We start from the raw sequence: 26,625 nt of genomic DNA on the forward strand, positions 1-26,625 counted from the left end.
CACCACGCCGCCGGCCGGCGCCGGAACCGGCACCTTCACCGCGGCGGCAGCCAGGTATCGCGCCGGCGCCTCGACCAGGTCCTTCGGGCCGCCGAGCGCGGCCACCATGGTTGCGAAACGCTCGGCCGCCGCGCCGGAATCGAGCGCGCGCTGCAAGGCGGCCCGCGCCTGCGCCTCGTCGGCGGCCAGGCCGCCCGTCACCAGCATCTCGGCGGTGAGCGCCATGGTGACCTCGTGCAGCCGCGCCGGACGCGACTTGCCGCTCAGGTAGTCGATCGCGCAGAGCACCTCGATCGCGTTGCCGGCGCAGGGCGCCAGCGACTGGTTCATGTCGGTCAGCACGGCGGTGGTCTTCATGCCGGCGCCGTTGCCGACATCGACGATGCTCTGCGCCAGCTCGACCGATTTCTCGAAGCTCGGCATGAAGGCGCCCGAGCCGACCTTGACGTCCATCACCAGCCCGTCGAGCCCGGCCGCCAGCTTCTTGGAGAGGATCGAGGCGGTGATCATGGCGACCGATTCCACCGTCGCCGTCACGTCGCGGATCGCGTAGATGCGCTTGTCGGCCGGCGCCAGCTGGGCGGTCTGGCCGATGATGGCCACGCCGACCTCGCGCACCGTGCGGCGCAGCAGCTCCGGATCGGGCGTGACGTCGTAGCCGGGGATCGCGCTCAGCTTGTCGAGCGTGCCGCCGGTGTGGCCGAGCCCGCGCCCCGAGATCATCGGCACGTAGCCGCCGCAGGCGGCGATCATCGGCCCGAGCATCAGGGACACCACGTCGCCCACGCCGCCGGTCGAATGCTTGTCGATCACCGGGCCGTCGAGCGCCAGCGAGCGCCATTCGAGCACCTGGCCGGAATCGCGCTGCGCGAGCGTGAGGGCCACGCGCTCGTCGACGGCCAGGTCGTTGAAGAACACCGCCATCGCGAACGCGGCCACCTGGCCCTCGGTCACGCTGCCGTCGGTGATGCCGCTGACGAAGGCCGCGATCTCCTCGCGGCTCAGCGGCTGGCGATCGCGCTTCTTGCGGATGAATTCCTGGGGCAGAAACATATCGGATTCCTTTCAATAAGTGAGGGACGGCGCGCTGCCGGGGCCGTGGCCGAGCGTGGCCGGCGCCCGGACTCCATCGTCCGTGTCGTCGTGGTTCAACGAGGTCGGCTCGATCAGGTGCAGCGCCTTCACCGCGGCTTGCGCCGGTTGCTTGCGTGTCCGATGGTCGACTACGGGAACCGTCATGCGAATCTCGCTCGTCAATGCAGGGAAAAGAACAGGCCGGCGATCGCCGCGCTCATCAGGTTCGACAGCGTCGCGGCGGTCAGCGCGCGCAGCCCGTGCCGGGCCACCTCGGAGCGCCGCTCCGGCGCCACCGCGCTGAAGCCGCCGGCGAGGATCGCGATCGACGAGAAGTTGGCGAAACCGCACAACGCGAAGGACACGATCGCGATGGTCTTCGGATCGAGCACCTGCAGCCCGGCGGCCATCACCTTGGTGCTGTCCTTCAGGTAGGGCGAGAGATCGCCATACGCGACGAACTCGTTGAAGATCAGCTTCTCGCCGATGAAGTTGCCGGCCAGCGCCGCGTCGTGCCAGGGCACGCCGATCAGCCAGGCCAGCGGCGCGAACACCACGCCCAGGATGCCGAGCAGGGTGAGGTGCGGAAAGCCGACCAGGGTGGCGATGCCGCTCACGATCGCGTTCATCAGCGCGATCAGGCCGACGAAGGCGATCAGCATCGCGCCGACGTTCATGGCGATGCGCATGCCGACCGAGGCGCCCGAGGCGGCCGCCTCGATCACGTTGGCGGCGCGCTTCTCGTCGAAGTCGAGGCCCTCGATCACCACCCGGCTGGGCTCGTCGGTCGGATACAGCAGCTTGCCGAACAGCAGGCCGCCGGGCACCGCCATCACCGAGGCCGCCAGCAGGTATTCCATCTTCACGCCGAGCCCGGCGTAGCCGACCAGCACCGAGCCGGCGATCGAGGCCATGCCGCTGGCCATCACGGTGAAGATCTCGGCGCTCGTCATCTGCCGCACGAAGGGCTTGACCAGGGCCGGCATCTCGCTCTGGCCGAGGAAGATGGTGGCCACCGCCGAGCAGCCCTCGATCCGGCTCACGCCGAGCAGCTTCGAGAGCAGCGCGCCGAAGATGCGCACGATCCACTTCATCACGCCGATGTAGTACAGCACCGCGATCAGGGAAGTGACGAAGATGATCATCGGCAGCACGCGCAGCCCGAACACGAAACCGCCGTCGCCGAACAGCTCGAACATCTTGTTGCCGACCAGGCCGCCGAACACGAAGGCGATGCCGTGATTGCCCATCTCCAGCACCTGGTTCACGCCGTTGGCGGCCATCGCCAGCGCGGCGCGGCCGGTCGGCACGAACAGCACCAGGGCGCCGAGCACGAGCTGGGTCGCCAGGGCCGCGAGCAGGGTGCGCAGGCTCACGCCGCGCCGATTGTTCGACAGCAGGTAGGCAATCGCCAGCAGGCAAGCCATTCCCAACAGACTACGCAGAATATCCACCCTCGCTCTCCTCTCGTCTCTTTCATGTCATGGCGCCCTGCCCGGGCGCCTCGATATCGTTTCGATGCTCATGTCGTGCCCGGCTCGCGCCGAGCAGTATGCGCCCTTGCCGTCGCGGCGCAAGCGGGTTCGTGCGGATAGGCACGCGGGCCGTCATCAGAACTGGTAGCCGACGCTCGCGTAATAGCCCCAGCCGTTCGAGCAGTTCTGGAACGGGCCGTCGCCGAAGTTCAGCTCGGTGCCGGCCCACTGGCCGCCATGGTGGAAATAGCGGGCCGCGGTCCAGAAACGCCAGTGCTTGAACGAGTAGATCAGCACGTTGGTCGACACGAAGGCGGTATCGGTACGCGTGTTGTCGCCGGTTTCCTCGCGCAGCTTCGAGCCGAAGTCGTAGTTGAAGAAGCCGACGTAGAGCAGGTTGCCGCCATGGAACGTGCCCAGCGGCAGGATGTACTTCATCTGCGCGCGATAACCGTCCCAGCTGTTCTGGTTCGCGGCGCCGTAGTTCTCCCACTGGCGATGCAGGTAGAGATTCGCGGAGAGCATCAGCGGCGTATGCGTGTCGATATCGGTGCCGATGCCCGCATACAGCGTGTTCTGCCGGCCGGGCGTGTTGTGCCCCTGGTCGTAGATCCAGTCGAAGGCCACGTACCATTCCTTGAACGGCCCGATGGCGAGCGACTTGCCGAGCAGGTGGTCGATCGAGACGCGCGGCTCCTGCTCGCTGAACACCGGCGAACCCTTGTTGGTGAAGCCGCCGTCGTAGCCGTTGCCGACCCCGAGCACGCGCGGCACGTCCACGTAGCCGTAGAGATCGAACGGCCCCTTGCGGCCGAAATACTCGTACTCGAGATAGAGGTCGTTGGTCCGGTGCGGGCCGAAGCGGATGTTCTTCGAACCGATCAGCCCGATGCTCTGGTGGAACCAGTCCGACAGATAGGGCGAAGGCGGCGCCACCGTCGCCGCGGGCGCCGCGGGAGCCACCACATCGCTCTCGGCCAGCATCGTCGCGCCGGCCGGCTGCTCGGCCATGGCCGAGGTGGACGCCAGGGCCGCCATCACCGCCACGCCTGCCGCCAACACGGCCAGCCAGGCTGCCGCCGGCCGTTTTTTTGTTTTCTTTTTCTTATTCTGTATTCCTGCATGCATACAGGTGACTCCGCTCTCTCAGGTTCTTGGTATCGGGTTCCCGGCCGATCGATGTCGGGCTCGGGTCGCGGGCCGGCGCGCTGCCCTATATTCGCGCGCGCCGCCTGCTTCGGGTGCGTCCTTGCTTCGAGATCGCCCACCTGCCGGCTTGCGGCTGCCGGTCCTGCCGGGCGGGCAGACTCATGCAGGATCCGTGCCATATGTTGACCGATCGGACAGATCGAACGCCGGTGTCTCCAACCGGCGGCGCGCAGTATAAACCAATGGGCCGGCGCGTAAACCAAAGCGCAAGAATCTGGCGGCGGAAGCCGGAAACGTCGTGCCGAAAGCCTCGATCGCTCAGCCTTCGCGCTCGACCGGCTGCGGCTCGCGCAGCCGGTTCGCGATCCGCGTGGCCTCGTAGTAGGCCGGATTCGGCGGACGCTTCAGGTAGCGGCCCGCGCCGCGCACGGCACGCAGTTCGCCGTCGGCCCAGGCCAGCGCGCCGCGCGTGAAGGTATGCGTGGCCAGGCCCCGCACCGTCATGCCCTCGAACACGTTGAAGTCGACCTGCTGGTGATGCGTCTTCACCGAGATGGTCTTGGTCGCGGCCGGGTCCCAGACCACCAGGTCGGCATCGGCGCCCACCTGCACGGCACCCTTGCGCGGATACAGGTTGAAGATCTGCGCGGCATTGGTCGAGGTGATGCGCACGAATTCGTTCGGCGTGAGGCGCCCCTGGTTGACGCCGTGATGCCAGAGCACCGCCATGCGATCCTCCACGCCGCCGCAACCGTTCGGGATGCGCGTGAAGTCCTCGCGGCCCATCGCCTTCTGCGAGGCGCAGAACACGCAGTGATCGGTCGCCGTGGTATGCAGCTGCCCGGCCTGCAGCGCGCGCCACAACGCGTCGCGGTGCTCGGCGGAACGGAACGGCGGGCTCATCACGTGGGCCGCCGCGCGATTCCAGTCCGGATCGCGATACACCGCCTCGTCGATCACGAGATGACCGGGCAGCACTTCGCCGAACACGCGCAGGCCCTCGTTGCGGGCACGCGCGATCGCGTCGACCGCGTCCTTGGCCGAGACGTGGACGATGTAGACCGGCACGCCCAGCACCTGCGCGATGCGAATCGCGCGATTGGCCGCCTCGCCCTCCACCTCGGGCGGACGCGACAGCGGATGCGCCTCGGGCCCGGTGATGCCGCGCGCGAGCAGCGCGCGCTGCAACTGGAACACCAGCTCGCCGTTCTCGGCATGCACGGTCGGCAGCGCACCGAGTTCGAGCGAACGCGCGAAGCTGTTCACCAGGATCTCGTCGTCGGCCATGATCGCGTTCTTGTAGGCCATGAAGTGCTTGAAGCTGGACACGCCGTGCTCGTTCACCAGGGTACCCATGTCGCGATGCACGGATTCGTCCCACCAGGTCACAGCCACGTGGAAGCCGTAGTCGGCGGCGGACTTTTCCGCCCAGCCGCGCCAGGTGTGGAAGGCCTCCATCAGCGACTGGCGCGGGCTCGGGATCACGAAGTCGATGATGCTGGTGGTGCCGCCCGACAGGCCCGCCGCGGTACCGCTGTAGAAATCGTCGCTGGCGGTGGTGCCCATGAAGGGCAACTCCATGTGCGTGTGCGGATCGATGCCGCCGGGCATCACATACTGGCCGTGCGCATCGACGATCTCGGCGCCGGCCGGCGCCTCGATCCGCTCGGCGATCTGCAGGATCGTGCCGCCATCCTGCGGGTCGGCGCACAGCACGTCGGCGCGGTAGCTGCGCTCGGCATCGACCACGGTACCGCCACGAATCAGGGTTGTCATCGCAATGCCTCCTCGTTATCTGAATGAACTGGAACGAGCTGGATCGGGCGACGCGCTCAGGCGCTCGCCACCTGCGCGCGCCGGCTCGCGCCGAGCTTCATCCAGCTGCCATAGACCAGGGACGCCAGCACCAGGCCGACGAACCACGCATAGGTATAAAGCGTGTTGAAGAACGCCGGCACGTTCGGGAACGCGGCCGGAAACGCGACGTGCAGGAAACCGGGCAGGTTCGGCAGCACGCCGGCGGCCAGCGCCACCAGCGCCGCCGGGTTCCAGCCCCGCACGTAGCTGAACGGCCCCGCCGCGTCGAACAGCGCGCGCGCGTCGAGCCGCGTGCCGCGGATCAGGAAGTAGTCGACCATCAGGATCCCCGCGACCGGGCCCAGCAGGGCCGAATAACCGACCAGCCAGGTGAAGATGTAGCCATCGGTGGTGGCGAGGATCTTCCACGGCATCATCAGGATCGCGATGGTGGCGGTGATCATGCCGCCCGCGCGATACGAGATGCCCTTCGGCCACAGGCTGGAGAAATCGTAGGCGGGCCCCACCAGGTTGGCCGCGAGGTTGCAGCACATGGTGTCGAGCGTGAGGATCACCAGCGCGATGCCCACGCCGATGCCGGTCATGCGGCTCGCCAGGTCGATAGGATCCCAGATGGTCTTGCCGTAGATCACCACGGTGGCCGAGGTCACCACCACCGAGACCACCGACAGCAGCGCCATCGGCACCGGCAGGCCGATCGACTGCCCGATCACCTGGTCGCGCTGGCTGCGCGCGAAGCGGGTGAAATCGGGGATGTTGAGCGCGAGCGTGGCCCAGAAGCCGACCATCGCGGTCAGCCCCGGCCAGAAGGTGGCCCAGAAGCGCCCGGCCTTGGCGCCGCCGGCCGCGAACTGCGAAGGCGTGGACAGCATCGAGCCCACCCCGCCCGCCTTCGAGGTCGCCCACCAGACCAGGGCCGCGCACATCAGCACCTTGACCGGCGCGGACCAGCTCTCGAGCCAGCGGATCGAATCGGTGCCGTGCAGGATGAAATAGAGCTGCAGCGCCCAGAACGCCAGGAAGCAGGCCAGTTGCCCGACCGAGATGTCGACCAGCGGCAGCGCCGCGCCATGCAGCGCATTGCCGGTCAGGATGTTGAGCAGCGTGTAGATCGCGCTGCCGCCGAGCCAGGTCTGTATTCCGTACCAGCCGCAGGCGACGATGGCGCGCAGCAGCGCGGGCAGCTTGGCGCCCTGGGTGCCGAACGAACTGCGCACCAGCACCGCGTAGGGGATGCCGTGCCTGGCGCCGGCATGGCCGATCAGCAGCATCGGCACCAGCACGATCAGGTTGCCGAGCAGGACCGTCAGCACCGCCTGCCACGGCGACATGCCCTGCTCGGTCAGCCCCGCCGCCAGCATGTAGGAGGCGATGTTCATCACCATCCCGACCCATAGCGCCGCGAAGTGATACCAGCGCCAACTGCGCTGCGCGGCCGTGGTCGGCGCCAGGTCCTCGTTGTAGAGACTGCCGCCGGCCACGGCCGGTCCTGCCTCGCCGGCCAGGCCGGCGGACTGCGCTGTGAGCTTCATCGAATCGACTCCACGGAATCGCTCGCGCCGTCCCGGCAAGGCCCGGGCCGCGGCGTGAACCGTTCGCTGGCGGCGCGCGAGAGGCCTGCCCTCGCGTGCCGGACGCCGGTCAGGCTGCCTTCACGTGCGGCTCGGCGGGTGCCGTGGACGCCGCGCCGGCATCCACGCGCGCCGGATTGTTCGGGTGCGTGGTCCAGTTCGCGTAATCGCCGGCGTCGACGCGCTCCATCGTGATGCATTGCTCGACCGGACAGACATGCATGCATAAATTGCACCCGACGCACTCGGCGTCGATCACCTCGAAGTGACGCTGCCCGTCCTTCTCGCGCGTGATCGCCTGGTGCGAGGTGTCCTCGCAGGCGATATGGCAGAGCCCGCACTGGATGCAGCGGTCCTGGTCGATGCGCGCCTTGATGTCGTACTTGAGGTTCAGGTACTTCCAGTCGGTCACGTTCGGCACCGCGCGCCCGCGCACATCCTCGAGCGTGGCGTAGCCCTTCTCGTCCATCCAGTTCGACAGCCCGTCGGCCAGGTCCGAGACGATCCGGAATCCGTAATGCATCGCCGCCGTGCAGACCTGCACGCTGCCGGCGCCGAGCACGATGAACTCGGCCGCGTCGCGCCAGGTGGAAATGCCGCCGATGCCCGAGATCGGCAGGTTCGGCGTTTGCGGATCGCGCGCGATCTCGGCCACCATGTTCAGCGCGATCGGCTTCACGGCCGGGCCGCAGTAGCCGCCGTGGGTGCCCTTGCCGTCGACGGTCGGCATCGGCGCCATCTGGTCCAGGTCGACGGCGACGATCGAGTTGATGGTGTTGATCAGCGACACGCCATCGGCGCCGCCCTTCCAGGCCGCGCGCGAGCCCATGCGGATGTCGCTGATGTTGGGGGTGAGCTTCACCAGGCAAGGCAGCCTGGTGCCCTCCTTCACCCAGCGCGTGACCATCTCGACGTATTCGGGCACCTGGCCGACCGCCGCGCCCATGCCGCGCTCGCTCATGCCGTGCGGGCAGCCGAAGTTCAGCTCGACCGCGTCGGCGCCGGTATCCTCGATGCGCGGCAGGATCCATTTCCAGTCCTGCTCGTTGCAGGGCACCATCAGCGAGACGATCAGCGCGCGATCCGGCCAGTCGCGCTTGACCTGGGCGATCTCGCGCAGGTTCACCTCCAGCGGACGATCGGTGATCAGCTCGATGTTGTTGAGCCCGGCGATGCGCTGGCCGTTCCATTGCACGGCGCCGTAGCGCGAGCTGACGTTGACGACGTGCGGGTCCAGCCCGAGCGTCTTCCAGACCACGCCGCCCCAGCCGGCCTCGAACGCGCGATTGACGTTGTAGGCCTTGTCGGTGGGCGGCGCGGAGGCGAGCCAGAAGGGATTGGGCGAGGTGATGCCGGCGATGTTGCAGCGAAGATCGGCCATGTTCGGCTCCGTGAAGGTGGGGTTCTGGTCGTATGCGTGGCTGGGGCGTGGCCGGCGGTTCAGGCGGCCTTGGCGTCGCGTCGCGCGAGCGTCGCGTCGATCGCGGCGGCCGCGCGCTTGCCGTCCTCCACCGCCTGCACCGTGAGGTCGATGCCTTCGGTGGCCGCGCAATCGCCGCCGGCCCACACATCGGGCAGCGCCGTGCGTCCCTCGGCGTCGACGGCGATGCGCGTGCCGTCCGCCGTCAGCAAGCCGGCTTCCACGCCGGCCGGCAGCAGCGTCTGGCCGATCGCCTTCAGCACCATGTCCGCCTCGATCAGGCAGCGCTCGCCCGAGGCCGTCTCGAACTCGACGCCGCTGACCCGCCCGCCCTCGCCCGCGATGCGCAGCGGCCTGGCATGCGTGAGCAGGCTCACGCCGCTCTTCTGCGCGAACTCGCGTTCGGCCCAGGTCGCGCTCATCGATTCCACGCCGCGCCGATAGACCATCGTCACGCGCTCGGCGCCGAGCTTGCGGCTCTGCACGGCCGCGTCGATGGCGGTATTGCCGCCGCCGATCACCACCACGCGCCGACCCACCGGCACCTGCTCCAGCGCCTCGGCCTGCCGCAGCCCCTCGATGAAATCGACCGCGTCCATCACGCCGGCCAGCGCCTCCCCCTCGATTCCGAGCGCGCGCACGCCGCCCAGGCCGATCGCGAGGAACACCGCGTCGTGCTGCTCGCGCAGCGCCTCGAGCGTCAGCTCGCGGCCGAGCGCCAGGCCCGTGCGCACGGTGATGCCGCCCACCGACAGCAGCCACTCGACTTCGCGCTGGGCGAAATCGTCGACGGTCTTGTAGGCGGCGATGCCGTATTCGTTGAGGCCGCCGGCCTTCGGGCGCGCGTCGAACAGCGTGACGCGATGCCCGGCCAGCGCGAGCCGGTGCGCGCAGGCCAGCCCGGCCGGCCCGGCGCCGACCACGGCCACCTGGCGGCCCGTATCGGGCGCGCGCCGGAAGGTCACCGCGCCGGTCTCCATCGCCCAGTCGGTGGCGTGCCGCTGCAGCGCGCCGATCGCGACCGGCTGGCTGTCCTGATGGTTGCGCACGCAAGCGCCTTCGCAGAGGATCTCGGTCGGGCAAACCCTTGCGCACATCCCGCCGAGCGGGTTGGCCGACAGGATGTCGACGGCCGCGCCTTTCAGGTTGCCGTGGCCGATCTTGCGGATGAAGCTCGGGATGTCGATCCCGGTCGGACAGGCCTGCACACAGGGCGCGTCATAGCAGTAATGGCAGCGGCTCGCGGCGGCGGCCGCCGCGGTGGGATCGAGCAGCGGCGCGATATCGGAGAATTCGCAGGACAGTTGCGTGGACGACAGGCGATGCGCGGCGATATCGCCGGCTGGCTGGGTGCTCATACGCGTTCCTTCGATGGATTTGGGGACGACACCGTCCCTGCCGGCTGCGCGGGCGCAGTCGGGGGCGGTTGTTTTTCGAACGTTTCAGGCTTGGGGCGAGCGGGCGAGCGGGCGATGGCGGGCCCGCCGGCCGACTTAGGGCGGGTGCTTCATGAGACGGGCTCGCAGGCGCGCGACAGCATGGCGTGCAGCAGCACGTTCGCGCCGGCCTCGATCCACTCGGGCGTCGCGTCCTCGATCTCGTTGTGGCTGATGCCGTCGACGCAGGGCACGAACACCATCGAGGTGGGTGCCACCTGCGCCAGGTAGCAGGCGTCGTGGCCCGCGCCCGAGACGATCTCGCGATGCGGGTAGCCGAAGCGCTCGGCCGCCTCGCGCACGGCCTGCACGCAGGCGGCATCGAAGGCCACCGGCTTGTAGTAGAAGATCTGCTCGAGCGCGGTGTCGAGCCCGATGCCCGCGCTGATGCGCGCCACGCCCTCGCGCAACGCGGCGTCCATCTTGGCGAGCACGGCATCGTCGGGATGCCGGAAGTCGACGGTGAAGAACACGCGGCCGGGAATCACGTTGCGCGAGTTCGGGTACACCTGCATCATGCCGACCGTGGCGCAGCCGAAGGGCGCGTGATCGAGCCCGATCCGGTTCACCAGGTCCACCACGCGCGCCGCGCCCAGCAGCGCGTCGCGCCGGCGCGGCATCGGCGTGGGCCCCGCATGCGCCTCCTGGCCGGTCAGCGTGATCTCGTACCAGCGCTGCCCCTGCGCATCGGTGACGATGCCGATGGTCTTGTGCTCGGCCTCCAGGATCGGCCCCTGCTCGATATGCAGCTCGAAGGCGGCATGCAAGGGCCGGCCGCCGCAAGGCAGCTCGCCCGCGTAGCCGATCCGCTCCAGTTCCTCGCCGATCGTGCGGCCGTCCACGTCCTTGCGCGACAGCCCGTATTCGAGCGAGAACACCCCGGCGAACACGCCCGAGGCAACCATCGCCGGCGCGAAGCGCGAGCCCTCCTCGTTGGTCCAGATCACCACCTCGATCGGGTGCTCGGTCTCGATGCCGTGGTCGTTGAGCGACCGGATCACCTCCAGGCCGCCCAGCACGCCGTAGATGCCGTCGAAGCGCCCGCCGGTGGGCTGCGAATCGGCATGCGAGCCGGTCACCACCGGCGCCGCATCGCGCTGGCGCCCTTCGCGACGCATGAACACGTTGCCCATCCGGTCGACGCCGATGCTGCAACCCGCCGCCCTCGCCCATTCGACGATCAGGTCGCGGCCCTGCTTGTCGAGGTCGGTCAGCGCCAGGCGGCAGACGCCGCCCTTGGGCGTCGCGCCGATCTTCGCCATCGTCATCAGGCTCTCCCACAGGCGCCGGCCGTCGACCTGGAGCATCGGGTCGTGGCCTGCCCGCTTCACTGCTTCCGATATTGCGTTCACTCGTATCTCTCCCAGGGGATCTGTCACGCCGCCTGCTTCGGTCGCCGCCGGTGCATGCCCGGTCCATCAAGGGGCATCGCCGCATGCGCACGGTGCATGTTCTCGTCATGGCTCGGATCGCGATCGACGCGGGAGGGCATCGCTTTCGCCGCTCGTCGAATCTTGTCCGATCGGACAGGTTTTAAGTCGAAAATATTGGCAAATCAACTACTTTCTTTTCGACGGATACAGAGCGAGAAGCGTGCCACTGCACTGCAGCAGCGATCGCGAGGCCGCCACGAGCCAGGCGTGCCAGGCGCCTGCCGAGCAGCTAGAATGACGCGCAACGCGGCATCCGCGCCGCGCGAGGCCCTGGATGAAACATGACGAAGCAGTAGCCGGCGTGCCGGCAGACGAGGAGACGGCCGCCCCTTTGCGGCGGCGCAAGGCACACATTCGCGAGTCGAACGAAGCGCAATTGCTGGCCTGCGCGGAGGCGGTGTTCGCGGAACGCGGGCTCGACGGCGCCAGCACCGCGCTGATCGCCGAACGCGCCGGGGTGCCGAAGGCCAACCTGCATTACTACTTCCCGACCAAGCTGGCGCTGTACCGCCGCGTGCTCGAGGACCTGTTCGACGACTGGCACCAGGCGGCCGGCGCCTTCGAGGGCGGCGACGATCCGGTGGAGGCGATCGGCGGCTACGTGCGCGCCAAGATGGAGCTGTCGCGGCGGCGCCCGCTCGGCTCGAAGGTCTGGGCCAACGAGATCATCCGCGGCGCGGAGCACATGCAGGACATCCTCGCGCAACGCGTGAAGCCCTGGTTCGATACGCGCGCCAAGGCGATCGACGACTGGATCGCGCGCGGGCTGCTGGCGCCGGTCGATGCGCATGCCCTGCTCTACCTGATCTGGGCGACCACCCAGCACTACGCCGATTTCGACGCGCAGATCCAGGCGCTCAGCGGCAAGCGCGCGCTTACGAAAAAAGCCTTCGAGACCAAGACCGAGCAGGTCGTGCAACTGGTGCTGCGCGCCTGCGGCGCGGTATCGCCGGAACGCGCCGGGCGGAAGTAAGGATTCCTGTATCACCCATCGTCGAGACGGCATTGGAGGCCGCCTCGACGATGCGCGTGCGCGAACGCCGGCTGCGGCCATGCGATCCCGAGCCGACTCATGATCGGACGCCCGATCGGAAAGCAAAACGAATGCGGACAAAAATAATAACGAAAGACATTCGCCATCTCCCCATCACACATCGCTACCGACTGACCTGTCCAGTGACATTCAGATGACGAAACGCGCTGTCATCGCTCGTAAAAAACGTTTTCACGCAGTTGAAATTTTGCAATTCTAAAATCCGGTTCCAGCAACAATCGGTGAGTCGCCGCGGGTTCTCGTCCAGGGAATGAACGGCCGCTCGTGCACCGGAAGTTGCTGGCAGCCGCAGTAAACAATTCGTTATGCGAATCAGTGCAGCGACGAAGAACCCACCAGGCCAAACCACACGAGGCAGCGGGATCGACAGGAAAATCCAGATTTTCCGGCGCGCTCGATGAGGCTTGTTTCTCACCTCCAAGAATTGAAAGAAAACGGATGAAAGCTCACAAGATCACGGCCGCCCTCATGGCGATGGGCGCGTTCGCAGGGGTTGCACACGCACAGAGCAGCGTCACGCTGTACGGCATCGCCGACGCCGGCTTCCTGTACAACAACAACGTGAAGGGTGCCAAGCAGTACGCCCTGTCGAGCGCCACCTCGTCGCGCTGGGGCCTGCTCGGCTCCGAGGACCTGGGCGGCGGCGTGCGGGCCATCTTCGATCTCGAGAACGGCTACACGATCGGTACCGGCTCACTGAGCCAGGGCGGCCTCGAGTTCGGCCGCAAGGCCTTCGTCGGCCTGGCCAGCAGCCACTGGGGCACGCTCACGCTCGGCCGCCAGTACTCGGCCAGCAACGACGCCACCGCGAACTTCGCATCGGGCGCGGACTGGGCGGCATCGGGCCTGGGCTTCGGCACGCGCGCGGCCGACGTCGACAACGTCGATACCTCGAACCGCGTGCAGAACGCGATCAAGTACACCAGCCCCAGCATCCAGGGCATCACGGTCGGCCTGCTGTACAGCCTGGGCGGCCAGGCCGGCCACGCCACGCAGAACGAGGTGCTCGACGCCGGCGTCGCCTACTCGAACGGCCCGGTCAAGCTCGGCGCGAGCTACATGTACACGAAGGACCCGTACTACGCGACCTTCGGCGATCAGGGCAACTCGTCCTCGCCGTCCTCGTCGGCCACCGGCGCGAACAACAACATGCCGAGCCGCATCTTCGGCGGCTACGCCTCGGCCGGCTCGCAGCAGATCATCACGGCCGGCGGCTCGTACGCCTTCGGCCCGGCCACCGTCGCGGTGCTGTACTCGAACACGCAGTTCCAGAACCTCGGCACGGTCAACGCGGTCGGCAGCTTCGGCACCAAGTACAACGGCGGCACGGCCACCTTCAACTCCGGGGAAGTGAACCTGAAGTACCTGCTGACGCCGGCGCTGACGCTGGCGGGCGCCTACATCTACACGCACAACAGCGGCGCGGACGGCGTGGGCAGCGCGCATTACAACCAGTTCAACCTCGGCACCATCTACTCGCTGTCCAAGCGCACCTCGCTGTACGCGATCGGCTTCTACGAAGCCGCGTCCGGCACGGACTCGACGGGTGCCAAGGCGGTCGCGAACTTCAGCGGCTCGACGGTCTCGGCGACGCCGCACGCGGTGGCCGCCATCGTCGGCATGACGCACAAGTTCTGAGCATCACGACAATCCGAGCGTCTCCGGGGTCGATCCGCCCCGGACGCCTTTTCGACCGGTCTCTCACGAGACCGGTTTTTTTTCGCCCGATTCGAGACCGGTCTGTCCAGGCGCAGGTCCGGCCGCCGAACCGGATCAGGGGCGAAGAATGGCGTCCAGACTGGTCGCGACCTCGATCAGATACGTGCCCTCCGATGCCAGCCCTCTCGCGATCGCCTCGTCGACCTCGTCGATCCTTGTCACGCGCTCCGCGGCGGCACCGAATCCCCGTGCAAGCGCCAGGAAGTCGGGATTGAACAAGCTCGTTCCGACATGGCGTCCAGGATATTTTCGGTGCTGATGCAGGCGAATCGATCCGTAGCAGTGATTGTTCGACAGAATGAACAGGATCGGCAGGTTTCGCTCGACGGCGGCAATCATCTCCGGCCCGGTCATGAGGAATCCGCCGTCCCCGACGAGGCAGACCGTTTTCCTGCCTGGTCTGCGCAACTGCGTGGCGATCGCGGCCGACGTTCCATATCCCATGGCTCCGCATTGTGACGCCATGAGGATCTGCGGCGCGGTGAACGGGAAGTGCCGGTAGACAGGTGCCGCGAACATGCCGGTGTCGAGACAGATCGCGATATCGGCCGGTGCCTGCGCCGCCAGGGAGCGCACCACCTCGGAGAATGGCACGCCGTCGCTGACCTCGTGTTCCGGCCAGGCGGCGTATCGCTCGAAGATCGAGCGCAGCTTTCCCGCCCATGCACGGCGATCGGCATGGCTGCCCGGCTCACGGATCAAGGCCTCGGCCAGCGCCACGGGATCGCACACCACGCCAAGATCCGGTTGCGTGTTCAAGCCCACGATGTGATCGTCGGGCCAGCAGTGAATCAGGGTTTGCCGGGGAGCGGGATGGCAGGGAAACGTGTAACCCTGACTCGTGATGTCGCCGAGCCGCGTACCCAGGGCGAAGATCAGGTCGCTGCCCTGGAATGCCTCGATCTGATCGGCGGGATTGACCAGGCCCAGATCGCCGACGTAGAGCGAATCCCGGTTCGGAAAGATGTCGTGGTGGCGGAACGACACCGCCACGGGGATGTCGTAGGCGTGCGCCAGGGCCGACAGCGCCTCGCGCCCGGCATCCGAGGCCATCGCGCCGCCCGCGATGATGAGCGGCCGCTCGGCGCCGGCGAGCAGGGTCCGGATCCGCTCGACGCTTGCCGCCTCCGGGACGGTTCGTGCATGGCTCACCGCCTGCCAGCCATGCAGCTCGACCGGCTGTTGCTGCACGTCCTCCGGGACCACGAGCACGACCGGGCCCGGCGTGCCGCTGGCTGCGATACGAATCGCCTTGAACGCGGCCGCTTCGAGTTGATTCGGGTCCGTGACCTCGACAACCCATTTCGCCATCGAGCCGAACATCTTCTGGTAGTCGATTTCCTGAAACCCTTCCTTGCGCAGGTCGGCTTTCGGAACCTGTCCGACCACCAGGACGAGGGGCACGGCGTCCTGCTGCGCGGTGTGAACGCCGATCGCGGCATTCGTCGCGCCCGGGCCCCGGCTCACCATGACGACGCCAGGGCGCCCGGTCAGGCGTGCGTCGGCGCATGCCATGAAGGCCGCTCCGCCCTCGTGCCGACAGGTCACGACATCGAGCTCCGGAAAGTCTCCCAAGGCGTCGAGAATCCCGAGGTAGCTTTCTCCAGGGACCAGGAACACGCGATCGATACCGTTCCGGACGAAGGTGGACAGCAGGGCGTGAGATGAAGTGTTCGTACTGCCTGGGCTCATTTGATGCCTCGAAGGTAAGCAAGGAATGAAGAAATTCGTGCCGTGGTTTCGGCCGTCGGTGCAACTCATGGGGACGATGCCCCCGTCCGGCGTGCCGTCGCCGGCACGTCCCGGCGCCGCGCGAACAGCCGCCGTGCGAGATCGAAGGCCACCAGGTTGCCGCCCGCCACGAGCGCCAGCCCGAGCACCGAGAGCGGCGACCAGCGATAGCCCTCGAAGATCGTCGAGGCTCCCAGCGCAACGAACGGGAACAGCACCGTGCAGTAGGCCGCGCGCTCGGGCCCGATCCGGCCCACCAGTACGAGATAGGACGTGCAGGCGATCACGGAACCCGGCACGGCCAGGTAAAAAAGCGCGCCGAGATAGCGCGGCGTGGGCTCGAACACGAGCGGGTATCCCGCCACGGCCGCGCCGATGGTCAGCACCGATGCGCCGATCAGCATCGCCCAGCCATTGGTGGCGAGCGGATGCAAGCCCATCGTCTGCATCCGGCTCGACAGCAGGTTGCCCGTGGAGAAGCACAGCGTGCCTGCCAGGGCGATCGCCAGGCCGCGCCAGGTGGCCGCGTCGTCGAGATGGCCGGCCATCTGCTGGTAGAACAGGCAGGCGATACCCGACAGTCCCAGCAAGGCGCCGACGATCGCGCTGGCCTGCAGCGGCCGGCCGAGGAAAATTCGTCCGTTGACGGCGTTCAACAGCGGCGCGATCGAGAACACCACCGCAATCAGTCCGCTCGGCACCACCTGTTCCGCGTAGTAGTAGCAAAGAAAGTTCAGACAGAACATGGCGATGCCCTGCGCGGCGATAAAACGCCAGGCGTCGCGAGGCGGCGCGATCGGCCGGCGCATGATGCGCAGCAGTGCAAACAGCACGGCGGCGGCAATCCAGAAGCGCCAGGCGACCGAGACCGGCGGCGGCGCGATGTCGAGTTGCCATTTGATCGCGATCCAGGTGGTGCCCCAGATCAGCACGGTCAGCCCATAGAGCAGGAGATTCATAGCCAAGGTCGGTAAGGGTTGGAATGGCGGGTATCGATCCTTCCCGCGCCCCCACTGTGATTGCCGACACGGCGGCCCATCTGTCTGAAATTGCGGTCTTTACGCGGCGGGCACGCTCGTCTCGCACACGCGCCCGCTCGCGCGCCTATACTGCGCGATATGAAATCCGCCCCTGCCCTTGCCCCGATCCTGGCAACGCCTCCCCGTTCCTCCGCCGAACTGGCCGGCGGGACGGACCTGCCGTTCGGCCTGCAATCGGTATGCCGCACGCTCGCCGGCACCGACGCGCAACTGCAGCGCTTCGCCTGGCTTGGCGATCACCTGGCGATCGCGGAATGGGTACATGAAGTGGACGTGGCCGAGACCGTTTACGAACGGCCCGGCCATCACACGCTGTCGTGCTACTTCACGGGAGGCGAGCGCACCGAGCGCCACAAGGTGCCCGGCTATGGCGGCCCCAGCCGCCTGTGCACCCTGCCCGGCGATCACGAATCGCGCTGGCTGGTGCGTGGAAACATGCGCTTCATGCATCTCTACTTCCTACCCGAGCATTTCACCCAACGCGCCGTGAGCGAACTCGATCGGGAACCCCGGGAGCTGATCCTGGCCGATCGCACCTATTTCGAGGACCCGCGCGTGGTCGTACTCTGCCGCGATCTGCTGCTCGAATCCTGGGATGACGTGGACGGGCGGTTGCGTGCCAATCAAACGGTGCACGCCGTGCTGAGCCGGCTGTTGCGCGGACAGAGCCAGGTGCGTACCGGTCTGGCTCGCATCGGTGGGTTGTCGCCGACGGTGCGCCGCCGCGTGCGCGACTACATCGACGCCATGCTCGATCAGCCGATCACGCTCGGTGAACTGGCCGCGCTCGCCACGCTGTCCGAGTATCACTTCGCACGGATGTTCCATGTCTCGTTCGGCTTGCCGCCCCATGCCTGGGTCGCGGAACAACGACTCGCACGGGCCCGTGCCTTGCTGCGCATCGATGCGCTGCCGCTCACGCTGGTGGCCGCACGTTGCGGCTACGCCAACGTCAACCACTTCAACCAGCGCTTTCGCAAGGCTCACGGCGTGGCGCCCACGGTGTTCCGCAAGGCAATGCTCGGCGCCTGAGCAGGAAGACGATGCGGTACCCGCGCCGCAACACCAGCAGGCCACCAGGGCGAATCAGTTCCACCGGGAAATCGGCTTGCCTTGCTTGTCCTTGAACTTCCCCAGCATCAGCATCGCCAGGTCGATCACCGACCAGACGCCCAATCCGCCATACGTCAGGAGCATGAGGATGCCGGTTTTGTTCCTGCCGAGATAAAAGCGGTGTACGCCGAATGGACCGAGAAAGAAGCAGAGAAGAACCAGCGTCAGAAGTTTTTTTTCGGAGTTCATGAAACAGTACCCAATATCGAGTGGGAAGAATGGAGAGGATCGAACAGACCGATCGCCCCACTCATCAACACTGCCTCATGGCCACCGACAAACATGAACTAAGGAAAACTATGTAATTTTGTCCATGATGCGCCAGACCACGCCAACCCGAAATGGGTCGAGGACGGAATGGTTTGGCAATGTGCGTGCATCAACGTAAACGCGGATGCGAAGATTTTTATTCCGGGTTTCTTGAAGCGGAGGGTCGGCGAACCTGGGCGAGAAGTGCGAGACATTCTTCCGAGGAAACCCGCGGCGTATTCGTCGTGCCCTCCCTCACTCGAAGGCGAGCCCGCCACGGACCTGCCAGGGCGCGCGGTGCGCAAACCTCATCGCAACGCGGCATTGCAAGCCGGGCGAACAGGAATATTCGCCCCAGCCGGTTTCCAGCGGCACGACGCTGATCTTAATCCCTACGCCGCCTCTTTCGCCTGCGCCTGGCCTCCGCGGTGCCAGACCGATCGTGACGCCATATGCTAGTCGCGCCCCCCCGTTTTCCGGGCACTGGCTCATTCGATGACAGGCCGCCTCCAGCGCCACCTTCTGCCTGTCTCGTCAACCGCTTCGCCAGTTCAGAACATATGCCGCACGCCCGCCATCACACCGAGCTGGCCTTGCCCCGGCGACGGCGTGGTGCCGCCGCCACCGGCACTGACGCTGAAGGCCGCGTGCGCGCTATTGGCGAGGTAGGCACCCTGGAGATAGACGGCGGTCTGCTTCGACAGGAAGTAGGTGCCGCGCAGCACGCTCAGCGTCGCGCGCGCATCCTGGCCCGAGACGTCGACGCGATAGACGCCGCCATCCACCAGGAAGGCGGGCGTGACGTAGTAGTTGGCGGTGAGATAGAACAGGTTGGAGTGCAGGTTCGGGCCGCTCGACGCGCCGGTGTCGACCCAGCGGCCGATCCAGCCGCCGCCGATCTTGATGCCGTAGACGCTCAGATAACCATTGAGCTGGGCGCGATCGTCCCGGTCCCCGTTGGCGCCCAGCGATACCGGCTTGACGCCGTCGAAGAAACTGGCGGCCGCGTTGGTGCCGCCGCGCTGCTCCTCGTAGGACGCAGCCGCGCCGAAGCCGTTCGCATCGTACTTGAGCATGGCCGACCAGAGCCGGCATTGGGTCGCATCGCCGGGCACCTGCCCCGCGCAGGTACCCTGGCCCGGCGAGTTGCCGGTGCCGGCCGAATCCCTTCCGAACGAATACATCGCGCCGAGCGTCAGCCCGCCGAACTTGCCGCGCCAGGCCACCGAATTGTCGGCGCGGCCGTTCGGGATGTAGGCATCGAGCGAGGGCAGCCCATAGATGTTCGGGCCGAGCAGGTCCGCGTCGAGCACCGCGAGATAGGTCATGGTGTACTGGCGGCCGAAGGACAGCGTGCCGTAGGGACTGTCGATGCCCACCCAGCTCTGGCGGCCGAACAGGCGGCCGCCCTGCCCGAGCGTGCCGTTGCCGACGTTGATGCCGCTCTCGAGCCCGAACACCGCCTTGTAGCCGCCGCCGAGATCCTCCGAGCCTCGCAGCCCCCAGCGCGAGGGCAGCTCGCCGGTGATCGCCGGCATTCGGACCACGCCCTTGCCGGCCGAATTGGCATGCGATACATATTCGACGCCCGTATCGAGGATGCCGTACAAGGTCACGCTGCCCTGCGCGAAACCGCTGGTCGCGAAGCCGAGCAAGGCGCCGCCCACGAGATACCGAAATCTCATACTGTCTCCAAACTTTTATAGGGATGTTCCGATTTTCTTTGTATGACTAAGGAATCGTTCTCAATCGGATGGCGTCGATACTAGCGAGGCCATATCCGAGGGTCCAACACCGATTGGGTATCGGTTGATATCTCTCGGGTATATAGGTCCTCGCGGGGCGCATGAAACGCCGTGCCGCCAGAAAAGCGCCGCCTGCAAGCCACGGCTACAGTAGAATGCGGATCACCCCACATCGGGCTCGCCTGCCGCCAGGCAAGGCAAGCGGCCCAGGCTTCGCCCAACTCACTCTTCGACGGCAAGGAAACATGGAGCTACGCCATCTCCGCTATTTCATTGCGGTCGCCGAGGAACGGAGCTTCACGCGCGCGGCGCAACGCCTGCATATCGCGCAGCCGCCGCTGAGCCGGCAGATCCAGCAACTGGAACAGATCCTCGGCGTGCAGTTGTTCGAGCGCAATTCGCGCCCGCTCAAGCTCACGGAAACGGGCGGCTTCCTCTATCAGCACGCGGTGCAGCTTCTCGCGCAGACGGTCGAGCTCGAATCGATGACGCGCCGCGTCGGCAAGATCGAACGAAGCCTGTCGGTCGGCTTCGTCGGCTCGACGCTCTACGGCATGCTGCCGAAGGTGATACGCCGCTATCGCCAGCGTTATGCGGAGGTCGAGCTGAGCCTGCACGAGATGTCGACGATGGACCAGGTCAAGGCCCTGAAGGAAGGCGCGATCGATGTCGGCTTCGGCCGTATCCGCCTCAACGACCCGAGCATCCGCCGCGTGGTGCTGCGCGAGGAGCGCATGATCGCGGCGCTGCCGGTGGGCCATCGGCTGTGCGGGGCGAAGCCGCTGCTGTCGCTGCACGACCTGCTCAACGAAACCCTGATCATCTTCCCGAAGGCGCCGCGCCCGAGTTACGCGGACCAGGTGCTGACCGCCTTCCACGATCGCGCGCTCAAGCCCACCCGCGTGCTGGAGACGCGCGAGCTGCAGGTCGCGCTCGGCCTGGTGGCGGCCGGCGAAGGCGTGTCGATCGTGCCGCGCAGCGTCTATGGCCTGAAGCGCGACGACGTCGAATACAAGGACCTGGACGACGCGAAGCTGGTATCGCCGATCATCATGAGCATGCGCATGCTGGAGGAATCCGAGGATCTCGAGCGCATGCTGCGCCTGATCTACGAGCTGTACGACGAGGAAGGCATGGATTACCTGCCGCCGACGGAACGCGGCGAACCAGGCTCGCGAGGCTGAACGGCAACGACGAACGCGCGGCGGTCTTTCGACGCCGCGTGCACTGCCGCTCAGAACCGTCGCTCAATCCCCGACGCTCAGCCCCCGCCGTTCAACCCGTATCGCCGCCCGCCACCGGCAGTACCGTGCCGGTGATGTAGCTGGCCTCGTCGGAGGCGAGGAACAGGATCGGCGCGATCTGCTCGTCGAGGCTGCCGTAGCGTTTGAAGAAGGTGGAATCGGTCACCTGCCGGACCGCCTCGCCCATCCAGGCCCGCTCCTGCTCGGTGTCGCCGGCGGCATTGCGAGGCACCCGTCTCGGCGGCGCGTCGGTGCCGCCCGGCGCGGTGGCGACCACGCGGATCCCGTGTTCGGCATACTCCATCGCCAGCGACTGGGTCAGCGCGTTGACGCCGCCCTTGGCGGCCGAATACGGCACGCGTCGAATGCCGCGCGTGGCGTTCGACGAGAGATTGACGATGGTGCCGCCGCCGCGCGCGAGCAGATGCGGCAGCACCGCGTGACAGGCGTACAGCGTCGGCATCAGCGAGCGGCGGATCTCGCCGTCGATCTGCGCCGGCTCGAACTCGGCGAACGGCCGCATGCGGATCGCGCCGCCCACCCCGTTGATCAGGATGTCGATGCCGCCGAAGGCCTGCGCGGCGAAGGCCATCGCCGCGTGGGCACCTTCATGGGTTTCCAGGTCCGCGACGAAGCCGGCCGCCTGATCGCGCGGCGCCTGAGCGGCCACCTCGGCCACGAACTCGGCGCGATCGACCAGCAGCACCTTTGCGCCCTCGGCCGCCGCGCGCAAGGCCACGCCTCGCCCGATCCCCTGCGCCGCCCCGGTGACGACGATCACCTTGCCGGAGAACCGTGCCATGCTCATGCCGCCTTCGCGTTGGAATTGGGGGTGAATTTCTCGTAGTGGAAGCTGCGCGGCTTCACACCCGTCTCGTCGAAATACCGGCGCACTGCGTCGACCATCGGCGGCGGCCCGCACAGATAGACGTCGACCTCGCCGTCGTTCAGCGCATCGGCGGGAATATGCTGCGTCACCCAACCCTTGCGCGGATGCGTCGAAGCCGCATCGGCCACCACGGTCGCGAAGCTGAAGTTCGGCAGCCGTGCCGCGTAGGCCTCGATCGCCTCGACCTGGACCAGGTCGAGATCGCGCGTGACGCCGTAGATCAGGTGCACCCGCTGCGTCGGCGCGCTGCGCGCCAGCACCTCCAGCATCGACAGGAAAGGCGCGAGGCCGGTGCCGCCCGCGAGGAACAGCAGCGGCCGCCGCAACTCGCGCAGGTAGAAGCTGCCGAGCGGCCCGTGCATCCGGAGCGTGTCGCCGGGCCGGGCCGCCTCCAGCCAGCGGCTCATCACGCCGCCGGGGATCTTCTTGATCAGGAACGCGAGCCGCGTATCGCCGGGCGCCGAGGAGAACGAATAAGCGCGATGCTGGCCGCTGCCGGGCACCTCGATGTTGACGTACTGGCCCGGCAGGAACACGGGCGCCGACGCATCGGCCTCGAGTTCGAGCACGATGGCCGCGTCCTCGTGCGGCTCCACCTTGCTCACGGTCGCGGCGAAACCGCCTTGCCCCGTCTTGCACACTTGCGACGAGGCCGGCACCGCGATCACGCAATCGCTTTGCGGCACCATCTGGCAGGTCAGCACCAGTCCCTGGTCCTTTTCGTCCTCGCTCAACGCCTCCTCGATGTAGTCGTCGCCGAGTTCGTAGCGGCCGCTTTCCGCGCGGCACTTGCAGGTACCGCACACGCCGTCGGAGCAGTCCATCGGCAGGTTGATCCTGGCGCGGAAGGCGGCGTCGAGCACCTTCTCTCCCGCCTTGCATTCGATGAAGCGGGTCACCCCGTCCTCGAAATTCAATGCGATCCGGTAGTCGGACATGGCCTCTCCTCCTCTTCCCTCGTCGGCGGCGCGACGCGTATCAAACGTGATAGACATCGAGCACCTGCCGGATATAGTCGTTCTTCAGCACGATCTTCTTCGACGAGATCAGCAGCGCGTCGCCGACCCGGCGCAGCGTGACGAACAGCGTGCCGAAGAATTGATCGGTCTCGCGATAACGATGGCTCAGCGTCAGGAAATTGCAGCGCAGGTCCACCTCGTCCTCGCGCTCGGCCAGCACCTCGACATTGGCGAGGTTATGGCTGGTGCGCGGCTCGGGCGTGGACGCGCCGCTGCGCTCGGTCTTGATGCGGAACACGCGATCCTCGAGGCCGCCGCGATCGGCGTAGTACATCAGCGAGATCTGGCTCAGCGGGTCCTCGGTGGGCCGATCGTCGTCGTCCCAGGCCGGCATCCAGTAGGTGACGTCGTCGGTATAGCAGGCGAGCCATTCGTCCCATCGACGATCGTCGAGCAGGCGTGCCTCGCGATACAGCGCGGCGCAGATGGCGTGATGGTCGAAGCTCATGCCCGCACCTCGCCGCGTTCCTGCTCCAGCGCCTCGCGCATCACCTCCACCCAATACTCGTGCTGGCACACGAACAGGCCTTCGTCCTCGCTGCGCGCGCCCGAGATGCGCGGCTTCAGGCCCATGCGCGCCGCGTTCTCGTCGGGGCCGTCGACCCACAGCGGCGCGCCGCGCGACAGGTCGTTCCACATCGCCGTGATGCCGGCATAACCCGACTGGCAGGCGCGAAATTCCTCCAGGTCGTCCGCGGTGCCCATGCCCGAGACGTTGAAGAAATCCTCGTACTGGCGGATGCGCGTGGTGCGATCGGCCTGGCTCTCGCCCTTCGGCGCGAAGCAGAAGATGCTGACCTCGGTGCGGTCCACGTCGAGCGGGCGCACCACTCGGATCTGCGTGCTGAACTGGTCCATCAGGAACACGTTCGGGTAGACGCACAGGTTGCGCGTCTGGTTGACGATGAAGTCGGCGCGAGCCTCGCCCACGCGCGCCTCGATCTCCTCGCGATGCTGGTAGACGGGGCGCACTTCCGGATTCATGGTCTGCGTCCAGAGCAGGATGTGGCCATGCTCGAAGCCATACACGCCGGCCACCGACTTGCTCCAGCCGTTCGCATCGACGGCCTTGGTGCCGTCCTCCTTGCGCCGGCCCATGGTCGCGGCGTAGTTCCAGTGCACGGTGCTGACGTGGTAGCCGTCGCAGCCGTTCTCCATCTGCATCTTCCAGTTGCCTTCGTAGATGTAGGAGGAATTGCCGCGCAGCACCTCCAGGCCGTTCGGCGCCTGGTCGACGATCTGGTCGATGATCACGCGCGCCTCGCCGAGGTAGTCCTCCAGCGGCGCGACATCGGCAGCGAGGCTGCCGAACAGGAAACCGCGGTAGTTCTGGAAACGCGCGACGCGCTTCAAGTCGTGCGAACCCTGGGTGTTGAATTGCACGGGGTACTCGGTGGTCTTCTCGTCCTTCACCTTCAGCAGCTTGCCGGTGTTCGAGAAGGTCCAGCCGTGGAACGGGCAGGTGAAGCTGCCCTTGTTGCCGTGCTTGCGCCGGCACAGCATCGCGCCCTTGTGCGCGCAGGCATTGATCACGGCATGCAGCTCGCCGCTCTTGTCGCGCGTGATCACGATCGGCTGGCGGCCGATCCAGGTGGTGTAGTAGTCGTTGTTCTCCGGCACCTGGCTTTCGTGCGCCAGGTACACCCAGTTGCCCTCGAAGATGTGCTTCATCTCCAGTTCGAACAGGGCCGGGTTAGTGAAGATATCGCGGCGGCAGCGGAACACGCCGGCCTGGCGGTCGTCCTGCACCGCGGTGGACAGCAGCTGATCCAGCTCGCTGGTGTCGAATGTCTTGACGGTCATGGGGTGTCTCCACGTGTATTGGGGAATGACGGCCTCGATGCCTGAAACGGGCGATCGGAGGTGCTTCGTCAATCCGTCATGGAGCGGATTTATAGCGCTCGGCGCAAACCAGCGTCCAATACTTTTGAGCGCCCGTTTTTATACTTACGAGGTATGAGACACGATCGATTTTCGTGAAATTTCGCCTTCATCCATACCTTTCATAATCACTCATCGCCCGCGAAAGCCTTGCTGGAAGGCACCGGCGAAGGCCGGTGCATGGGACGGGCGCGTGTTGTGGAAAAGCCGTCGCCAAGCTCGCGACGAGCGAAAAAAACGGCTGCCCGGCACCGGCTTGGAGGGTTTTCCCCGATGCTTCGGACAGGCCGATCACTCGATCGCGCCGTGCATGGCTCGGCGCCCGCCCGCGCCGCGCCGCGCCGGCTTCCCGATCGGCAAACGCGGAATTCGGACAAGGCCGATTGTCCAAATCGCCCCATATCGATCAAAAGCTTTCTTGGCGTGGCACTGATACGGAGTACAAAGCGAAAAGCACCTGCCATTGTGAACGCATGATGGACGGACTCGGCGCCCGCATGTTCAACAGAAAGCGAGGCCCGATATGAATGCCAGGGAATACATCAGGATCCGAACCGTGATTCCGCGGTTCGCGCTCGCATGCGCGGCCGCCTTGCTGTTGGCGGGATGCGACGCATCGAAGTCCGCGTTGTGCGCGACGACGGCTTTCGATCGAGGCGACGCGCCGTCGGCTGGCAGTCAGCCCGGGCGGGCCGCCCCCCATCACAATGACACCAGCGTCGAGGACCGAGAAAAAGCGTCCGGATTGAATCCGCCCACACCTTCGGCGGAATGAGACTTCACCGACAAAGCAGCCTATCGGCAACTCCGACGATGGCCAAGCGTTTGACGATGAATGGGCCTTGCGAGATGGCGGAAGGCAGCCGGAGTCGAACCGACCCGGGAACGATTGACGTCCCCAACCGGGTTTGAAGCCCGGCCGCACCACCGGATGCGAATGCCTTCCGCGATGAAGAAACGCCGCCGCGCCTAGCCCTGCTGCAGATCCTGCCCGGGCCCGTCGATGCGCAACAGATGGCGGTCGCGATGGAAGCGAGTATACCCAACGCGATCGAAGAATTCGAGGATCTGGATCGCGCGCTTGCGGCCCAGCCCGCTCGCGTCGCGAAAGGTCGCCGCGTCGATCGAGCCGCCATGGCGGGCCGCCACCTCGGCGATCAGCCGCGCCAGCTCGGCCACCACCTCGCGGTGATAGAAAAGATCACGCACCACCTGGTGCAGCTCGCCGCGTCGCGCGAGCTTGCGCAGCAGCGTGCGCACCGCCTCCTCCTGGCCGCCGGTGGCCGTCGCCAGGTCGCGCACCCAGGGCGGATCGTAGCGCCCCGCCGCGATCAGCGGCAGCAGCCGTCGAGCCTGCGCCTCGTCGGCCGGATCGAGGTTCGCCGTGTGCGCGGGCAGGCGCACCCACTGGCCGTCGCGCACCACGCTGCCCGCGGCCGCCATCTCGTCGATCAGCGCGCGCCACAGGGCCTCGTCGGCCAGCGGCAAGGCGATGCGCCGCAGGCGGCCCAGCTCGGGGCCCGGCTCGTCCGGCGAACGCTGGTGGAACTGCGCCAGCGCGTCCA

Annotated in this window: 22 protein-coding genes and 1 tRNA gene; 4 read left to right on the top strand and 19 right to left on the bottom strand. The window is 66.8% G+C overall.

The features are described 5' to 3' along the window. The 9 genes from deoA to F3J18_RS24210 all read right to left on the bottom strand — a co-directional run. On the bottom strand, positions 1 to 1,053 hold a 1,053-nt coding region (deoA, locus tag F3J18_RS24170; RefSeq protein WP_166914631.1), incomplete at its 3' end, for a thymidine phosphorylase. A 12-nt stretch (positions 1,054 to 1,065) separates the two neighbouring features. Continuing rightward, positions 1,066 to 1,239, bottom strand: a complete 174-nt coding sequence (locus tag F3J18_RS24175; RefSeq protein ID WP_166914633.1) for a deoxyribose-phosphate aldolase — start codon at positions 1,237 to 1,239, stop codon at positions 1,066 to 1,068. 14 nt (positions 1,240 to 1,253) lie between these two features. Then, positions 1,254 to 2,528, bottom strand: coding sequence for a NupC/NupG family nucleoside CNT transporter (locus F3J18_RS24180; RefSeq protein WP_025099588.1), 1,275 nt, complete (start codon positions 2,526 to 2,528; stop codon positions 1,254 to 1,256). A gap of 156 nt (positions 2,529 to 2,684) precedes the next feature. After that, positions 2,685 to 3,587 carry a nucleoside-specific channel-forming protein Tsx gene (locus F3J18_RS24185; RefSeq protein WP_240154571.1) on the bottom strand — a complete coding sequence of 301 codons (903 nt, stop codon included), beginning with the start codon at positions 3,585 to 3,587 and terminating at the stop codon, positions 2,685 to 2,687. Positions 3,588 to 4,016: 429 nt separating this feature from the next. Next, on the bottom strand, positions 4,017 to 5,474 hold the full coding sequence (gene hydA, locus F3J18_RS24190; RefSeq protein ID WP_025099590.1) for a dihydropyrimidinase: 1,458 nt from the start codon (positions 5,472 to 5,474) through the stop codon (positions 4,017 to 4,019). Between the two features lie 56 nt (positions 5,475 to 5,530). Then, positions 5,531 to 7,048 (bottom strand): NCS1 family nucleobase:cation symporter-1, encoded by a 1,518-nt coding sequence (locus tag F3J18_RS24195; protein ID WP_025099591.1) that lies wholly within the window; start codon positions 7,046 to 7,048, stop codon positions 5,531 to 5,533. Positions 7,049 to 7,157: 109 nt separating this feature from the next. Beyond that, entirely contained in the window at positions 7,158 to 8,468 is a 1,311-nt protein-coding gene (gene preA, locus F3J18_RS24200) for an NAD-dependent dihydropyrimidine dehydrogenase subunit PreA (RefSeq protein WP_098152658.1), read from the bottom strand. A gap of 59 nt (positions 8,469 to 8,527) precedes the next feature. Continuing rightward, complete coding sequence (locus F3J18_RS24205; RefSeq protein WP_025099593.1) at positions 8,528 to 9,865, bottom strand: NAD(P)-dependent oxidoreductase; 1,338 nt, start codon at positions 9,863 to 9,865, stop codon at positions 8,528 to 8,530. A 149-nt stretch (positions 9,866 to 10,014) separates the two neighbouring features. After that, positions 10,015 to 11,295: a Zn-dependent hydrolase gene (locus F3J18_RS24210; protein ID WP_126241324.1), complete on the bottom strand. Its 1,281-nt coding sequence runs from the start codon at positions 11,293 to 11,295 to the stop codon at positions 10,015 to 10,017. Positions 11,296 to 11,650: 355 nt separating this feature from the next. On the opposite strand from F3J18_RS24210, the gene F3J18_RS24215 reads away from it, so the two are divergent. Together F3J18_RS24215 and F3J18_RS24220 are read left to right on the top strand one after the other, a co-directional pair. Next, positions 11,651 to 12,349, top strand: coding sequence for a TetR/AcrR family transcriptional regulator (locus F3J18_RS24215; protein ID WP_013690534.1), 699 nt, complete (start codon positions 11,651 to 11,653; stop codon positions 12,347 to 12,349). 519 nt (positions 12,350 to 12,868) lie between these two features. Further along, on the top strand, positions 12,869 to 14,068 hold the full coding sequence (locus tag F3J18_RS24220) for a porin (RefSeq protein WP_025099596.1): 1,200 nt from the start codon (positions 12,869 to 12,871) through the stop codon (positions 14,066 to 14,068). 135 nt (positions 14,069 to 14,203) lie between these two features. On the opposite strand, the gene F3J18_RS24225 is transcribed toward F3J18_RS24220, so the two are convergent. Then, on the bottom strand, positions 14,204 to 15,841 hold the full coding sequence (locus F3J18_RS24225) for a thiamine pyrophosphate-dependent enzyme (protein WP_166914634.1): 1,638 nt from the start codon (positions 15,839 to 15,841) through the stop codon (positions 14,204 to 14,206). Between the two features lie 65 nt (positions 15,842 to 15,906). Continuing rightward, positions 15,907 to 16,839 carry an EamA family transporter gene (locus F3J18_RS24230; RefSeq protein ID WP_166914636.1) on the bottom strand — a complete coding sequence of 311 codons (933 nt, stop codon included), beginning with the start codon at positions 16,837 to 16,839 and terminating at the stop codon, positions 15,907 to 15,909. Positions 16,840 to 16,998: 159 nt separating this feature from the next. On the opposite strand from F3J18_RS24230, the gene F3J18_RS24235 reads away from it, so the two are divergent. Further along, entirely contained in the window at positions 16,999 to 17,952 is a 954-nt protein-coding gene (locus F3J18_RS24235) for an AraC family transcriptional regulator (protein ID WP_166914638.1), read from the top strand. Positions 17,953 to 18,006: 54 nt separating this feature from the next. On the opposite strand, the gene F3J18_RS24240 is transcribed toward F3J18_RS24235, so the two are convergent. Both F3J18_RS24240 and F3J18_RS24245 read right to left on the bottom strand, forming a co-directional pair. Then, positions 18,007 to 18,222, bottom strand: a complete 216-nt coding sequence (locus tag F3J18_RS24240; protein WP_166914640.1) for a TM2 domain-containing protein — start codon at positions 18,220 to 18,222, stop codon at positions 18,007 to 18,009. Between the two features lie 611 nt (positions 18,223 to 18,833). Further along, positions 18,834 to 19,967: a porin gene (locus tag F3J18_RS24245; protein WP_166914642.1), complete on the bottom strand. Its 1,134-nt coding sequence runs from the start codon at positions 19,965 to 19,967 to the stop codon at positions 18,834 to 18,836. A gap of 305 nt (positions 19,968 to 20,272) precedes the next feature. Here F3J18_RS24245 and F3J18_RS24250 point away from each other — a divergent pair, with 305 nt between their 5' ends. After that, positions 20,273 to 21,211, top strand: coding sequence for a LysR family transcriptional regulator (locus F3J18_RS24250; RefSeq protein ID WP_166914644.1), 939 nt, complete (start codon positions 20,273 to 20,275; stop codon positions 21,209 to 21,211). 91 nt (positions 21,212 to 21,302) lie between these two features. Here the strand turns inward: F3J18_RS24250 and benD are convergent, their stop codons facing one another. The 6 genes from benD to F3J18_RS24280 form a co-directional block, all read right to left on the bottom strand. Continuing rightward, positions 21,303 to 22,079: a benzoate diol dehydrogenase BenD gene (gene benD / locus F3J18_RS24255; protein ID WP_166914646.1), complete on the bottom strand. Its 777-nt coding sequence runs from the start codon at positions 22,077 to 22,079 to the stop codon at positions 21,303 to 21,305. Next, positions 22,076 to 23,098: a benzoate 1,2-dioxygenase electron transfer component BenC gene (gene benC / locus F3J18_RS24260; protein ID WP_166914648.1), complete on the bottom strand. Its 1,023-nt coding sequence runs from the start codon at positions 23,096 to 23,098 to the stop codon at positions 22,076 to 22,078. Before benC ends, benD begins: the two co-directional genes overlap by 4 nt. A 40-nt stretch (positions 23,099 to 23,138) precedes the next feature. Then, complete coding sequence (gene benB / locus F3J18_RS24265; protein WP_025099605.1) at positions 23,139 to 23,627, bottom strand: benzoate 1,2-dioxygenase small subunit; 489 nt, start codon at positions 23,625 to 23,627, stop codon at positions 23,139 to 23,141. Beyond that, a complete protein-coding gene (locus F3J18_RS24270) occupies positions 23,624 to 24,982 on the bottom strand; it encodes a Rieske 2Fe-2S domain-containing protein (RefSeq protein ID WP_105853325.1) in 1,359 nt (452 codons plus the stop codon). The genes benB and F3J18_RS24270 overlap by 4 nt, the downstream gene beginning before the upstream one ends. Positions 24,983 to 25,910: 928 nt before the next feature. Further along, positions 25,911 to 26,006 (bottom strand) — tRNA-Sec (locus tag F3J18_RS24275). A 23-nt stretch (positions 26,007 to 26,029) separates the two neighbouring features. Then, on the bottom strand, positions 26,030 to 26,625 hold a 596-nt coding region (locus F3J18_RS24280), incomplete at its 5' end, for a SelB C-terminal domain-containing protein (protein ID WP_205195554.1).

The sequence above is a fragment of the Burkholderia sp. Ax-1720 genome (assembly GCF_011753035.1).
GTDB classification, from domain to species: Bacteria; Pseudomonadota; Gammaproteobacteria; order Burkholderiales; family Burkholderiaceae; genus Burkholderia; species Burkholderia gladioli.